This is a genomic window from Acinetobacter sp. Li1LvA2 (genome assembly GCF_056156705.1).
In genome coordinates, this window is sequence record NZ_JBSICF010000002.1 from 497,337 (window position 1) to 510,306 (window position 12,970).

The window sequence follows — 12,970 nt, forward strand, 5'->3', positions numbered from 1 at the left end:
GGGAAATTCATTGCTAATTCATAGAAATATTTTTTGAAATTATATTGTAATTACGTTGTGTGTTTAATATGTGTATAAAAAAGGATTTATAGGTTATCTATAGAACTATTTATCAATCTCTTCTACACTATATTTTTTTCTACTTTTCAAATCTAATGCCTTATCAATTGATAGAACTTAACGATGCCTCTACAAATATTGAATGTCCATTTTGCAAACAAGCGATAATTGACTGGGCACAAGAGCAATATGTTCAACCATGTGAACATACTTTATTTATTGCCATGGATTTGGGCTTTGAATTTGTTGCAGATCGATTTGAAGAGTGCATGAACCAGAGCGTGGATGACTTACACGAAGATCCAAATATGAATATTTTTGAAGCTTTGACTACAACATCTTATGAAAATTTGATTGTTTTAAAATCTGATTTAGGTGTAGAAGGTTTATTCCGCTATGTTGGGTTAAGCGATCTTTAAAATTAAGAGCATAAAAAAGCCAATCTATTGATTGGCTTTTTTATTATTTACGCTTCTGGTGCAGCGCTATATTGTTCAACTAATGGTTTTAATTCACCATTTTGGAACATTTCTAGCATAATATCGCTACCGCCAATAAGTTCGCCATTTACCCAAAGTTGCGGGAATGTAGGCCAATTCGCAATTGCTGGTAACATTGCACGAATATCAGGATTTTCCAGAATATTTACATATGCAAATGGACGACCAATTTGACTGAGCGCTTCTACAGCACGTGCAGAGAAACCACATTGTGGAAACTGTGGAGTGCCTTTCATGTAAAGTAAAACGGGATGCTTCGCAATTTGATCGCGGATTAACGCTTCAGTATCACGTGCTTGTTCAGTCATAAATAGATCCTCAACTAATCTAGCAGCATTATAGGGGGTGTTTATGTTGCTTTGCAAACCACCTTAATGCTTAAAGTTGCATTGAATATTCAATATTTTATTGTATAAACCGAAGTGATAGCGAAAAGCGGACGAAATTTTAGATAAATGATTGATGATACTTTCCATCAGAGCCAGTTTTTGTTTATATAAACCCTTCTAAAAACCTCATACAGACAGAGTTCGTTATGACTGATATTACCCTAGCTCCAATACAACCTGATCAACCGTCACACTTAATGGCTACTTATGGTCGCCAAGCGATCAGTTTTGTACGAGGCCGAGGGGCATATCTATATACTGAAGATGGTACAGAATATCTAGATGCTTTAACGGGTATTGCTGTATGTGGTTTAGGTCATGCTCACCCAGTTATTGCAGAAGCAATTGCAGAACAAGCAGCAACACTTGTGCACACAAGTAATCTATTTGAAATTCCTTGGCAAACTGCTGCTGCTCAGAAGCTTGCAGAGGTTTCTGGTATGGAAGAAATCTTCTTTTCAAATAGTGGTGCTGAGTCAAATGAAGGTGCGATTAAGATTGCTCGTAAATTTGGTACTCAACAAGGCGTGCGTTTACCAAAGATTATTGTGGCAGAACAATCTTTTCATGGTCGTACTTTAGCAACACTTTCAGCAACTGGTAATAAGAAAGTACAAGATGGTTTTGCTCCTTTAACCAATGATTTTATTCGTGTGCCATTTGGTGATGTAGAGGCAATTCAAGAAGCTGCATTGCAGCACCCAGATATTGTTGCAATTTTGATCGAACCAATTCAAGGTGAGGGTGGTATTAATACTGCTCCTCAAGGCTTTAGCTATCTTGAAGAAGTCCGTAATATTTGTAATCAGCACAACTGGCTAATGATGTTAGATGAAATTCAAACAGGTAATGGCCGTACTGGTAAATATTTTGCATATCAGCATACCAATATCGTGCCTGATGTTTTGACGACTGCGAAAGGACTTGGAAATGGTTTTCCAGTTGGAGCAGTAATGACACAAGGCAAAGCTGTTGGTTTATTAGGACCTGGTAGTCATGGTTCTACCTATGGCGGTACTGTATTAGGTTCTCGTGTGGTTTATACAGTAATTGACACAATTCAAAAAGAAAATGCTGTAGAAAATGCGGCAGTAGTAGGACGTTATATTGTTGATCAACTTCGCACACAGTTAGCTGACAAAAATGTTCAGGTGCGTGGTTTTGGTATGATGATTGGTATTCAATTACCTAAAGACTGTGCTGAACTCGTTGCCATTGCTCGTGATCAGCACAAGCTTATTATCAACGTTACAGCAGGTTCGGTGGTTCGTCTTTTACCGCCTATTAATATGACTCAGGCACAGGCTGATGACTTATTAGAGCGTTTAGTCGCTTTGATTAATAATTATCTTTAAGTTTCAGTATTAAAAATGGGCATCTATATGCCCATTTTTTATTTCAAATGATTAACCAGAAATATACTGCTTTAACTGTTCAATTAAATTTTTCTGGTCTTCCATTGCTGCTTTTACCAAGTCACCAATAGAGATAAAACCAACTAATTTTTCATTGTCCAATACAGGTAAGTGACGTAAGTGGCGATCTGTCATAAGCTGTAAACACTCTTCAACTGTGTTGTTTAGACTTACTGTAAGTACCTTAGATGTCATAATTTCAGCAACTGTAGTGCTATATGAAGAACGTTCCATCAGTGTCACTTTTCGCGTGTAGTCACGTTCAGATAAAATTCCGACAACTTTTTCACCTTCGGCTACCACTAACGCACCAATTCCTTTATCAGCCATGATCTTAATCGCTTCAAGGACAGTAGCTTCAGGAGAAATTGTAAAAATATCTTGCTCTGATTTGTTTTTGATTACTTGTGCAACGATTGTCATTTCTTCTGTCCTGTGTTTTATCATTTTGTTTTAAATTAGCCTGATTTTATAAAAATGCAAAGACTTGGTAGTCATTCAAATACAAGTTTTACACTCAAGCGTTCAAAAAGCATTCTAATAGAGGTTAAGAACCTAAAGAAACTTTAGGCTCCTTGCCAGTGCGGATGTTTAAAAAAGAAATGTTGCATTTGTTGGGTAGATAATTTCAACTTGCGATGAGAAGAATTAAACAAAGCTGGTGTAACGTTGAGTCGAGTTAAGGTTGGTAATAAAGACTCGTGAAAATCTTTAGGAGTAATTCTTCTTGGTTTGTAATGTGGCCAATGTTCTTTAGCGTAGCGATGAGCTTGCAATCCATTGAGCCAGAAGGGAAAAATAAAGTCTTCTTGATCTGATTTAATTGCCCAGCCCTGATGAAATAATCCCCAGAGAACTCCGCAATACATCATCGTTCTTAAAATATAAATTTTAATCATCAAGTCTTTTGAAACCGGTTGCAGATTGCTTAAACTATTCATTGTCAATTTAATGGTTCTTAACTTATCTTGCTTATTATAGAAAAATCAGATGACATTTCAGTTTAAACAGGTATCAAATCGTAAACAAATATTCCCAGCTATAAAAATGCCACTTGAGTACGTCAATATGATTAAGGCGTTGACATTAGCGTTAAACAAACGAAGTGCCTAGCAAATTATATTTATAAAATGTTTTTACGGGTACAAAAAACGCCACCTAAGTGACGTCTCTTTATGCTTGCATTGTGGCTAACTTTTGCCAATATTGTGCTTTAAGTGAGTCACGTTCAACACGGAAACCTTGATAATACAATTCTGCTAAGAATAGAGCGGCTTTACCGTGCCCAGCGCGAGCAACTTCTTCTAACTGTGCAACTGCATCTTGGAAATTCATTTGAGAGTGAATTGTGTTTACTGCAGTTGCATATACATGTTCTAAATCATGATGAGAGATACGTTGAATCATAGAAAACTCCTTATTGTAATTATGATTACTTTTTTCTAAAGGCGGATGCCTTTAAATTAATTTAACTTAGAATTATTAAACTAATATTACAAATTGATGGATTTGTCAACTATTGTCTATCTTGCTTAGTTCACTATTAGGATACATGATTAAACATTATTCACAAATAATTTTGATTAAAATCAATATGAGAATAAAAGACAAGGAGAATAAAATATGACAAATACAATCGACGGCTTTGTTTTTGACACGCCTCCTAAAGAGGAACAAATCATAGAACTGGCCCATTATCACCGTAAATTATTAGATGAAGCTATCTTTCATGAGGAAATCCATTTAGGGGATTACTGTCTAGCACAGCGTAAAAGGGTGTTTGATTTTGCTGGTCATTTGGAACCCGCCCAAAAAAACTGGTTTTATCAAGTTTATGATGGGGAGCTTCGAAAAATTGCTGATGAAGACGAATTGCATCCAGCAGATGCAGAAGAAGGGTTAAGTATTTTTGCTATGTTTTTAGTCTTGGTGATTATTGCGGCAATTTTATACTTTTCCGTCATTCGTTCACTAATAAGTTAAGCATACTCATACTATCCAGTAAGGTATGATTATTAACCTTACTGGATGTTTGATCTTGTACTTATGAGTATTGAACCCTACACTACACTAATTCGAGGTAGGTCATGCTCATATTCAAACAAAATTTTCTTAAATTAAAGTCTGAGTTAAAAGTTGATCAATGTTTTAACCTGTTTGTGGTTATTGTCATTGGCTGTATTTTTGTGCTGTCATATTTAGCATTACTTCGGCCTATTAGTCCGGATCAATATCAACGAATTATACAACTTTCTCATCAGGCTACTTATCCAAGAACTCAAGACATGGCTGAGTTGCTTATAGCTCAGTCAGAAATTCATCGGGCAGATTATTTAAAGTTAATGCATGCTTACCAATTTGAGGGTGCTCATATTAAGCAATATCCAGCACTCGCTCAGGAAGATACCCAGTAATTGGATTAATCAGGCTAAATCTTGGTTTCCAAAGCTTTTTGAGCACTATTGTGGCAGGCAAAATTTTGAATTTATGCTAAACTTTATCTTTTTAAACGCGCTGCTTTTCAAGGAATCCGCATGGAGCAACAATCGAATATGCAAAATAAATTCTTGATAGATGCTGAGATCGGTGATGACGATGTCACATTACCTAATTTACCTGCTATCGATGTTCCCATCGTTGAATCTCCTGTTAAATCGCAAGAAAATATTGAAGCAGCCAAAGTTGAATTAGCTTCTACAGAAACTGCGGTTGAACAACCAAAAACTGGTTTTTTTGGCCGAATGAAAGAGGGGTTAACCAAAACTCGTCGTAATTTCGCTGATGGTATGGTCAATATCTTGATTGGCGGAAAAGAAATTGACGATGAGTTACTCGAAGAAGTCGAAGAGCAATTATTAGTTGCAGATATTGGTGTTGAAGCGACTAAAACGATCATTACCAATTTAACAGAGCGTACAGCTCGTGGTGATTTGATCTATTCGCACTCTCTATATAAAGCGTTGCAAGAAGAGTTGGTTGCTTTGTTGGCCCCGCGTGTTAAACCTTTGCATATTGATCCTAACAAATCGCCTTATGTGATTTTAATAGTTGGGGTAAATGGTGTTGGTAAAACCACAACTATTGGTAAATTAGCGAAACGTTTGCAAGGTGAAGGTAAAAAAGTGATGTTGGCTGCTGGGGATACGTTCCGTGCTGCAGCGACGGAACAATTACAGATCTGGGGTGAACGTAACGATATCTCTGTGGTAGCTCAAGGTCACGGAGCTGATAGTGCTTCTGTTATTTTTGATGCTTTTGAAAGTGCTCGTGCTAAAGGAATTGACGTATTAATCGCAGATACGGCAGGTCGTTTACATAATAAGAGTAACTTGATGGAAGAACTCAAAAAAGTTAAACGTGTGATGCAAAAAATTGATGCAACTGCACCTCATGAAATTATGTTGGTAGTAGATGCTGGCACAGGGCAAAACGCGATTAACCAAGTGCAAGAGTTTGACCAAGCTGTGGGTTTAACTGGTATCACAATTACCAAGCTGGATGGGACTGCGAAAGGTGGCGTGCTCTTTAATATTGCAAGTCGTACTCATGTGCCAATTCGTTTTATTGGTGTAGGTGAAAAAATTGATGATTTAAGACCATTCTCGGCGAAATCATTTGTTGCTGCACTGTTTGAAACTGATAAGTAAAACGGTTGTTAGCATTCAAAAGCTTCACTAAAACGTGAAGCTTTTTTTATATCTATATCTTTTTTTATTGTTGCGAAAATAAAACGAACTGTCATATTTTTAATGCTGATTATGAAAAATGACTTTAATACACTGTATTCATTCCCAAACAACGGTCCTTGGTCAATCAATAGGTAGGAAATAACAAAATGTCTACTTTTTTAGATAAAATTAAAAATCGTCGTACTATTTATGCAATTGGTAAAAATGTTGCATTAGATCGCACTAAAATTGAAGAAACAATTCGTGAAGCGGTTAAACATAGTCCATCATCATTCAACTCACAATCTTCACGTGTGGTGACACTATACGGTGAATCACATGCTAAATTCTGGAATTTAGTTCGTGAAGCATTACGTAAAATTGTTCCTGCAGACTCTTTTGCTGGTACAAATGCAAAAATTGATAGCTTTGTTGCTGGCGTTGGTACGGTTTTATTTTATGAAGACCAAGCTGTTATTAAAAGCTTACAAGAGCAATTTGAATTATATGCAGACAACTTCCCAGTTTGGTCTGAGCATTCAACTGCAATTGCACAGTTTGCGACTTGGACAGCACTTTCAGAGCTTGGTTTAGGTGCTTCTTTACAGCACTATAACCCGATTGTTGATGCTGATGCTGCTGAAGCATTTGATGTGCCAGCAAATTGGAAATTACGTGCTCAATTGGTATTTGGTTCAGTGGAAGCGCCAGCAGGCGAAAAAGCATTTATTAATGATGCTGATCGTTTCAAAACTTTCAACTAATTGAAAGTTAAAAAAGAGTACCTACTTAGGTACTCTTTTTTTTATGTGTTTTTTGAATTAATAAAAAGGTTAAACCAACGGAAATTGATAAAATTCAAATGTATATTTAATAATAATAAATCGAAAAATTAGCGAGTCACTGCACTGTCATAAAATAGTCACAATCATATTGCATATTGCTCATGATTTCATAGCTTATCAAATATAGAGAAAGAGACAGATGACTTTAAGATTAGGTGTTGCTGCAATAAGTTTATTACTCAGTAGTTCGGTATTTTCAGCAGTTACAATTACAGCGCCAGAGGAAATTGTAATCCTTGCGGTGAATGGTCAAGAAGTCAATTCTGGGTTATTTCGTTCATCTAAAAATAATTATAAAGTTGATGCAGGGGAAACGAGCTTAAGTGTGCGCTATCAAGAATACTTTGAGCATTTAAATGGTGAACATGACATTATTAAATCTGGAGTAGTTACGATTCAAACTCCAGCACTCCAAGATGGGCAAACTTATAAGCTCGCAATGGTAGATGCACCAAAACAATTTGAACAAGCTAAGAAATATGCGGAGCAGCCAACAGTGGCTTTGTATAGTACAAATAATGAATTAATCGTAAAACAAACTGGTGCAAACAATGAAGCAAAACCATGGTTTGCAAGTGGCTTGTTGGGTAAAGTAACCGACTTTACAACTAAATCAACTAAACCACAGCCTGAAGCAGTGTATGCATCGGCTAAACCTACTTCCGCTCAAGTTGTTGTGCCAACTGCAACATCTATGGCAGTAACAGGTGGAGCACAAACGAATGATCAACGTCTAGTGGAAACTTGGCAGAAGGCTTCTAAAGCTGAGCGTCAAAAATTCATGGCATGGTTAGCTGAACAATCAAATTAATTAGTCGCTATTTAAAATAAAGCCGATTTAATATCGGCTTTATTTTTAGAATTTTTATAAATAGCCTAAGTATATTTTATGAATAATTTAAAATTTCGTTTATCTTCATTTGCCGATATTCCACAACTTGTAGATTTAATTAATAAGTCTTATCGGGAACAGCTGGGTCGAAGTTGGACAACAGAGCTCGAGTGGGTAAAAGGACTACGTATTACAGAGCATCAATTAGAAGAACAACTGCAACTTAGGAATTCAAAATTATTGGTAGCGGAAACTGAATTTTCTAAAATTATTGCGTGTGTAGGGCTTACATTTGAAAATAGTCAGGTTGAGATTGGAACATTCTGTACGGATCCTCACGTTCAAAATAGGAGAATGGGTCGGTCTGTTTTAGAATATGCAGAGCAATATGCATTGAAAGAAGATCCACATCTGACTAACGCCGTAATGCATGTACTAGATGTCCGTTCTGAATTGATCGCTTATTATGAAAGACGTGGATATGTGAAAACGGGTAATGAACAGCCATATCCAGTTGAGGCAAATGTAGGCGTGCCAAGGGTGCCTATTAAGCTGGTTGAAATGAAAAAAGACCTCATTTGAGGTCTTTTTGATTTAGGTTAGAAACCAGATGTAATAGCCTAAAAGCATGAGAGGCCAAGCCACCCATGGGCTAAATAGCCATTTCCATAACCAGAAGTTGGGTACGAAACCCACTCCATAAATGAAGCCACCAGAAATACCAATCATTACCAGCATAAGTTGGCTATGATTGTAGTGTCCGTTAGCATCTAGCATGAGTGAAGGGTAAACCAACAAAATTGCAGCAAGAGGCAATGCCAACAGAAAAGAAAGGGCCATTGCAAGTGCTTGAGCTTTTCGATGATTTGATGCTGTCATTGCTTTTGCCATCATTTATTCCTCATCTAAATCTTGATGATGTTCAATATAAAGCGCGCTGAGTACGCCCGCAAAACATGCCATCAAAATGCCTAGGATCCATGCGAAATACCACATTGACTTCTCCTTAATACAAGCTATGCGAGTTTGACTCGATATGTTTGTTAGTGATGACTCCCCACATTTTGTAATAAGACCAACTGGTATAGATCAAAATAAGAGGAACAAATATGCAGGCTGCGACAGTCATAACGCCTAAAGTAAGGTGACTTGATACAGCATCCCACATCGTCAAACTAGAGTTAGGATTGATACTAGATGGAAGTAAGAACGGGAATAGGGCAAAACCAGCAGTTAAAATTGCCCCTACAATCATTAAACTTGTGCCAGTAAAACTTAAGCCCGCTTTTGCTTTTGAAGATGAGAAAATTGCAATGATTGCACCTAAGATTGCCAGAACTGGGGCAACTTTAGTAATTGGATAAGTGCGGTAATTATTCATCCAACCTGGATTGCTATTAGTCACCACTTCTTTAGCTAAAGGATTAAGTGCAGCATTTGGATCTATGGCAACAGCATAGCTATAACCTGGCACTTGTCCGAAATAGAGCCATGCTCCAATCACAAGGAAGCAAATTAAAAATACAATTGCCATAATTTGAGTAGCTTTGGCAGAGCGTTGTTTTAAAGCTTCATCTGTGCGCAACATGAGCCATGCACCACCATGCGCACAAAGCATAGATAGACTCACAACACCGCAAACTAGAGCAAATGGATTGAGAAGGGCAAAAAAGCTACCTGAATATTCAGAGCGTAATGTGTCATCTAAACTAAAAGGAATGCCTAAGAATAAATTGCCAAATGCCACACCAAATACAAGTGCTGGAACGGCACCGCCAATGCAAAGGCCCCAATCCCAAGAATTACGCCATTTTGTATTATCTAGTTTAGAGCGATAATCGAAACCGACCGGTCTTAGGAAGAGTGCGAATAAAACTAACAATAGTGCCCAGTACATGCCAGAAAAGGCAACTGAATAGACCATTGGCCAAGCAGCAAATAGTGCACCGCCCGCCGTAATAAACCAGACCTGGTTCCCATCCCAGTGTGGCGCAATCGTGTTGATTGCAGCACGGCGTTCGCTATCGGTTTTTCCAACGAAAGGCATGAGAGCCATAGAACCCATATCAAAGCCATCAGTCAGAGCGAAGCCGATCAGAAGTACGCCAACTAACACCCACCAAATGATTTTTAATAATTCATATTCAATCATGATAAGGCCTCCCCATTAACAGCTGCTTTTGGTTCTTGCTTTTCAAAATGATATTTGCCAGTGTGCAGAGAACTTGGCCCTAAACGAGCAAACTTGATCATTAAATACATTTCAATAATTAAAAGAGCTGTATAGAACGCTGCTAACGCAAGAATTGAACCCCATACATCACCAGTACTTAAACTAGAAGTAGACAGATGGGTTGGTAAGATTTCACCAATAGACCATGGTTGACGACCGCCTTCAGCTACATACCAACCAGTTTGTGCAGCAATCCAAGGAAGCGGCAGCGCAAACAATGCGTATTTAAGTAACCAAGGTTTATTTTCAGCATTTCTTTTTGCTACAGCCCAAGTCGCTAAAATGAAAAGTAATAGCATTAAGAAGCCAGAGGCAACCATTGCGCGGAAAGAGAAAAATAGCGCTGTAACATTTGGAACAGTATCTTTTACAGCAGCTTTAATATTTTGCTCGCTTGCATCAACTACATTTGGTGCATATTTCTTAAGAAGTAGGCCATAACCTAGATCTTTTTGATTTTTCTCAAATGACGCTAATAACTCAGGTGAGCGATTGCCTGCACGTAATTTTTCAAGTTCAGCATAGGCAAGCATACCGTTACGAATACGAACTTCATGCTGTTGCATAAGGTCTTTAAGACCAGTAACTTCTTTAGTTGTTGAGCGAGTTGCAATTAAACCTAAGGCATATGGAATTTTAACTGCATAATCTGTCCGCATCTCTTCATGATTTGGTACGCCAAACAAGGTAAACGGAGCAGGAGCAGGGTGAGTATCCCATTCGGCTTCTATCGCAGCGAGTTTAGTTTTTTGAACATCCCCTAACTCATAACCAGATTCATCGCCTAACAAAATTACTGAAAGTGTAGATGCAAGACCAAAAATCGCAGCTATTGCAAATGAACGACGTGCGAAAGGTAGATCACGTTTTTTAAGCAAGTAGTAACTTGAGATAGCAAGTACAAAAATTGCACCAGTTACATAACCCGCAGATACAGTGTGGACGAATTTAACCTGAGCTACAGGGTTAAAGATAAGCGCGCCGAAATCAACTAATTCCATACGCATCGTTTCAAAGTTAAATGCGGCACCTACTGGGTTTTGCATCCAACCATTCGCCACTAAAATCCAGAGCGCTGACATGTTGGAACCTAGAGCGACTAACCATGTTACGCCTAGATGCTGAACTTTAGTTAACCGGTCCCATCCAAAGAAAAATAGACCAATAAATGTCGACTCAAGGAAGAACGCCATAAGGCCTTCAATTGCTAATGGTGCACCGAAAATATCACCTACATAGTGTGAGTAATAAGCCCAGTTTGTTCCAAACTGGAACTCCATTGTTAAGCCAGTCGTAACCCCTAAAGCAAAGTTAATACCAAATAATTTTCCCCAAAATTTAGTCATATCTTTATAAATTTCTTTACCAGAAATGACATAGGTGGTTTCCATGATGGCAAGGATAAATGCCAAACCTAAAGTTAAAGGGACGAAAAGAAAGTGATACATTGCGGTCATTGCAAATTGAAACCGCGAAAGATCAACCACGCTTTCAGAAATCATCAACGTGTCTCCTTAATGTTGGAAATGTTATCGCCAGCAATATGCTCGGCGACCTGATTGTCGAAATTTTTGGGGATGGTGGGAGCATCAAACCAAATATGTTTAATCGTTAAAAGAAGCACTATTTTTATTATTAGAATAATAGTGATTTCTTTAATTAAGCGACTATTAAGATTTTGAAAATTAAGGCTCATTAATTAAACCTCATTTGATATTAATTTTATTATTAATCAAAATATAATAAAAATAAACATTAAATATATTTAAAATGAATATTTAAATTATTAACCCTTATAAAACAAGTACTTATTAATTTAAAATAAATAACATACTAAAATAGTTTGAATTGATTATTAATTCCTACTAAAACACTTGTAAATAAAATTGTAAAGTTTATTAAAATAGTTTGTTTTAATTAAATACCAACTAAAATGGTTGAGTATAATATTTAGTAATCTTATCACTAATTAAATTAGTCGGAATAATAAATGATTAATTAAAAAGAGAATAATAAAATCAGGGCGTAATGAAGCCCGCAAAAAGTGATAGGAAACTACGAGAATAATTAAGAGTTAATCGGGTGCAAAAAGATCGTTGGATACAGAAATTTTCTTAGCTACATAATGGCTTTTATGTACTCTGACAAGAATAACTTGGGAGTATAATTCGAGTTCGCCGTATTCTGGTTCTACTTGAACGTAGTGGAGTTGACCAAATTCATCACGCACGCGGGCTTGGGCAGAAAATCCAGGTCTGGCATTACCACTGGAAATCGTCGCTAATCGCCCTAAAAGGTTATAGTTGGTATGAGTGAGCTTGGGCTTAATTACTTGGTCAAGGCAGTGGATCATGAACACAGTAAAAAATATTGCGATTACAAGAGCTGGGACGATTAAATAAAATGGGGAAATAAAATAATGCTGTATTGCGAAGAAAGAGAGTTGTAAAAAGTAGCCTGCATAACTGAAATTGATGAGTAAAAAAACGAAAATTAGAGCTTTAGAAAATTTAACATTAAGTAGCGGCGAATTAGAAAGCCAATCGGGCGCAATTTTTTTGAGTAATTGACTTGGACGGAGTCCAATATACATACCAATGGTTTCTACCACGCTGAGCAATATCAAAGCCACTACACTTAAGTGAAATGGCATAAGATAATAATTGAAAAAGAAATCAGCCATGGCAGAAACTCTAATGTTTATAGCTTCAGTCTACGATATAGATACCGCCATCTGAATGTACTTTAAGCTCAACTTTATTTAAAAAATCGCCTAAACATGGTCCAGAAATACATTCACCTGTTTCCACGGTAAATAAAGCACCATGAGTAGAGCATTGGATGTATTCTTGATCTTGATCAAGAAATTGATTTTCTAAATATTCAAGCTCAGTTTGCAAATGAGGGCATAAATTCTGATAAGCATAGAATGCGCCGTCACGTTGCGTAACGAAAATAGTTGTTCCTTGTAAAGTGTCAAAAGCTCTAGCTTCACGCTCAGGAACTTCTTCCGTCATACAGATCCTTT

The 12,970-nt window shown here is 37.1% G+C and carries 19 protein-coding genes; 8 read left to right on the forward strand and 11 right to left on the reverse strand.

Going from position 1 to position 12,970, the window contains the following annotated elements:
* Positions 1–155 precede the first annotated feature (155 nt).
* Entirely contained in the window at positions 156–479 is a 324-nt protein-coding gene (locus ACS604_RS06945; protein ID WP_474770944.1) for a hypothetical protein, read from the forward strand.
* A 47-nt stretch (positions 480–526) separates the two neighbouring features.
* Here the strand turns inward: ACS604_RS06945 and grxD are convergent, their stop codons facing one another.
* A complete protein-coding gene (gene grxD / locus ACS604_RS06950) occupies positions 527–868 on the reverse strand; it encodes a Grx4 family monothiol glutaredoxin (protein WP_004791933.1) in 342 nt (113 codons plus the stop codon).
* A 227-nt stretch (positions 869–1,095) separates the two neighbouring features.
* Here grxD and ACS604_RS06955 point away from each other — a divergent pair, with 227 nt between their 5' ends.
* Complete coding sequence (locus tag ACS604_RS06955) at positions 1,096–2,304, forward strand: aspartate aminotransferase family protein (protein ID WP_004791935.1); 1,209 nt, start codon at positions 1,096–1,098, stop codon at positions 2,302–2,304.
* 51 nt (positions 2,305–2,355) lie between these two features.
* On the opposite strand, the gene ACS604_RS06960 is transcribed toward ACS604_RS06955, so the two are convergent.
* From ACS604_RS06960 to ACS604_RS06970, 3 genes are all read right to left on the reverse strand, one after another.
* Entirely contained in the window at positions 2,356–2,787 is a 432-nt protein-coding gene (locus ACS604_RS06960; protein ID WP_004791938.1) for a CBS domain-containing protein, read from the reverse strand.
* Positions 2,788–2,930: 143 nt separating this feature from the next.
* Positions 2,931–3,305 (reverse strand): DUF2750 domain-containing protein, encoded by a 375-nt coding sequence (locus ACS604_RS06965; protein ID WP_004791939.1) that lies wholly within the window; start codon positions 3,303–3,305, stop codon positions 2,931–2,933.
* Positions 3,306–3,537: 232 nt separating this feature from the next.
* On the reverse strand, positions 3,538–3,771 hold the full coding sequence (locus tag ACS604_RS06970) for an SEL1-like repeat protein (protein WP_002121063.1): 234 nt from the start codon (positions 3,769–3,771) through the stop codon (positions 3,538–3,540).
* Positions 3,772–3,987: 216 nt separating this feature from the next.
* On the opposite strand from ACS604_RS06970, the gene ACS604_RS06975 reads away from it, so the two are divergent.
* From ACS604_RS06975 to ACS604_RS07000, 6 genes are all read left to right on the forward strand, one after another.
* Positions 3,988–4,347, forward strand: coding sequence for a hypothetical protein (locus tag ACS604_RS06975; protein ID WP_004791942.1), 360 nt, complete (start codon positions 3,988–3,990; stop codon positions 4,345–4,347).
* Positions 4,348–4,451: 104 nt separating this feature from the next.
* On the forward strand, positions 4,452–4,778 hold the full coding sequence (locus ACS604_RS06980) for a hypothetical protein (protein ID WP_005306180.1): 327 nt from the start codon (positions 4,452–4,454) through the stop codon (positions 4,776–4,778).
* Between the two features lie 120 nt (positions 4,779–4,898).
* A complete protein-coding gene (ftsY, locus tag ACS604_RS06985; protein WP_474770949.1) occupies positions 4,899–6,011 on the forward strand; it encodes a signal recognition particle-docking protein FtsY in 1,113 nt (370 codons plus the stop codon).
* A 188-nt stretch (positions 6,012–6,199) separates the two neighbouring features.
* Positions 6,200–6,796, forward strand: coding sequence for a nitroreductase family protein (locus tag ACS604_RS06990; RefSeq protein ID WP_004791948.1), 597 nt, complete (start codon positions 6,200–6,202; stop codon positions 6,794–6,796).
* A 220-nt stretch (positions 6,797–7,016) separates the two neighbouring features.
* The gene (locus ACS604_RS06995; protein ID WP_474770952.1) at positions 7,017–7,688 is read left to right on the forward strand and encodes a YccT family protein; all 672 of its coding nucleotides are present in this window, start codon (positions 7,017–7,019) and stop codon (positions 7,686–7,688) included.
* 78 nt (positions 7,689–7,766) lie between these two features.
* Positions 7,767–8,291 carry a GNAT family N-acetyltransferase gene (locus tag ACS604_RS07000; RefSeq protein WP_474770954.1) on the forward strand — a complete coding sequence of 175 codons (525 nt, stop codon included), beginning with the start codon at positions 7,767–7,769 and terminating at the stop codon, positions 8,289–8,291.
* Positions 8,292–8,303: 12 nt separating this feature from the next.
* Here the strand turns inward: ACS604_RS07000 and ACS604_RS07005 are convergent, their stop codons facing one another.
* The 7 genes from ACS604_RS07005 to ACS604_RS07035 form a co-directional block, all read right to left on the reverse strand.
* A complete protein-coding gene (locus ACS604_RS07005) occupies positions 8,304–8,603 on the reverse strand; it encodes a cyd operon YbgE family protein (protein WP_174741842.1) in 300 nt (99 codons plus the stop codon).
* Complete coding sequence (gene cydX, locus ACS604_RS07010; protein WP_002120988.1) at positions 8,604–8,705, reverse strand: cytochrome bd-I oxidase subunit CydX; 102 nt, start codon at positions 8,703–8,705, stop codon at positions 8,604–8,606.
* Between the two features lie 10 nt (positions 8,706–8,715).
* Positions 8,716–9,861: a cytochrome d ubiquinol oxidase subunit II gene (cydB, locus tag ACS604_RS07015; RefSeq protein ID WP_174741844.1), complete on the reverse strand. Its 1,146-nt coding sequence runs from the start codon at positions 9,859–9,861 to the stop codon at positions 8,716–8,718.
* A complete protein-coding gene (locus tag ACS604_RS07020) occupies positions 9,858–11,444 on the reverse strand; it encodes a cytochrome ubiquinol oxidase subunit I (RefSeq protein ID WP_151962989.1) in 1,587 nt (528 codons plus the stop codon). The genes cydB and ACS604_RS07020 overlap by 4 nt, the downstream gene beginning before the upstream one ends.
* Complete coding sequence (cydP, locus tag ACS604_RS07025; protein ID WP_003652097.1) at positions 11,444–11,638, reverse strand: cytochrome oxidase putative small subunit CydP; 195 nt, start codon at positions 11,636–11,638, stop codon at positions 11,444–11,446. Before cydP ends, ACS604_RS07020 begins: the two co-directional genes overlap by 1 nt.
* 378 nt (positions 11,639–12,016) lie before the next feature.
* A complete protein-coding gene (locus tag ACS604_RS07030) occupies positions 12,017–12,625 on the reverse strand; it encodes an OB-fold-containig protein (RefSeq protein WP_005306154.1) in 609 nt (202 codons plus the stop codon).
* Between the two features lie 25 nt (positions 12,626–12,650).
* Positions 12,651–12,959 carry a Rieske (2Fe-2S) protein gene (locus ACS604_RS07035; RefSeq protein ID WP_003652095.1) on the reverse strand — a complete coding sequence of 103 codons (309 nt, stop codon included), beginning with the start codon at positions 12,957–12,959 and terminating at the stop codon, positions 12,651–12,653.
* Between the last annotated feature and the right edge of the window lie 11 nt (positions 12,960–12,970).

Coding starts and splice junctions, on each gene's coding strand:
- ACS604_RS07005 (WP_174741842.1), bottom strand. CDS start 8,603: ATGATGGCAAAAGCAATGACAGCATCAAATCATCGAAAAGCTCAAGCA.
- ACS604_RS06995 (WP_474770952.1), top strand. CDS start 7,017: ATGACTTTAAGATTAGGTGTTGCTGCAATAAGTTTATTACTCAGTAGT.
- ACS604_RS06945 (WP_474770944.1), top strand. CDS start 156: ATGCCTTATCAATTGATAGAACTTAACGATGCCTCTACAAATATTGAA.
- cydB (WP_174741844.1), bottom strand. CDS start 9,861: ATGATTGAATATGAATTATTAAAAATCATTTGGTGGGTGTTAGTTGGC.
- ACS604_RS06955 (WP_004791935.1), top strand. CDS start 1,096: ATGACTGATATTACCCTAGCTCCAATACAACCTGATCAACCGTCACAC.
- cydX (WP_002120988.1), bottom strand. CDS start 8,705: ATGTGGTATTTCGCATGGATCCTAGGCATTTTGATGGCATGTTTTGCG.
- cydP (WP_003652097.1), bottom strand. CDS start 11,638: ATGAGCCTTAATTTTCAAAATCTTAATAGTCGCTTAATTAAAGAAATC.
- ACS604_RS06990 (WP_004791948.1), top strand. CDS start 6,200: ATGTCTACTTTTTTAGATAAAATTAAAAATCGTCGTACTATTTATGCA.
- ACS604_RS07035 (WP_003652095.1), bottom strand. CDS start 12,959: ATGACGGAAGAAGTTCCTGAGCGTGAAGCTAGAGCTTTTGACACTTTA.
- ACS604_RS07020 (WP_151962989.1), bottom strand. CDS start 11,444: ATGATTTCTGAAAGCGTGGTTGATCTTTCGCGGTTTCAATTTGCAATG.
- ACS604_RS07000 (WP_474770954.1), top strand. CDS start 7,767: ATGAATAATTTAAAATTTCGTTTATCTTCATTTGCCGATATTCCACAA.
- ftsY (WP_474770949.1), top strand. CDS start 4,899: ATGGAGCAACAATCGAATATGCAAAATAAATTCTTGATAGATGCTGAG.
- ACS604_RS06980 (WP_005306180.1), top strand. CDS start 4,452: ATGCTCATATTCAAACAAAATTTTCTTAAATTAAAGTCTGAGTTAAAA.
- ACS604_RS06960 (WP_004791938.1), bottom strand. CDS start 2,787: ATGACAATCGTTGCACAAGTAATCAAAAACAAATCAGAGCAAGATATT.
- ACS604_RS07030 (WP_005306154.1), bottom strand. CDS start 12,625: ATGGCTGATTTCTTTTTCAATTATTATCTTATGCCATTTCACTTAAGT.
- ACS604_RS06970 (WP_002121063.1), bottom strand. CDS start 3,771: ATGATTCAACGTATCTCTCATCATGATTTAGAACATGTATATGCAACT.
- ACS604_RS06965 (WP_004791939.1), bottom strand. CDS start 3,305: ATGAATAGTTTAAGCAATCTGCAACCGGTTTCAAAAGACTTGATGATT.
- ACS604_RS06975 (WP_004791942.1), top strand. CDS start 3,988: ATGACAAATACAATCGACGGCTTTGTTTTTGACACGCCTCCTAAAGAG.
- grxD (WP_004791933.1), bottom strand. CDS start 868: ATGACTGAACAAGCACGTGATACTGAAGCGTTAATCCGCGATCAAATT.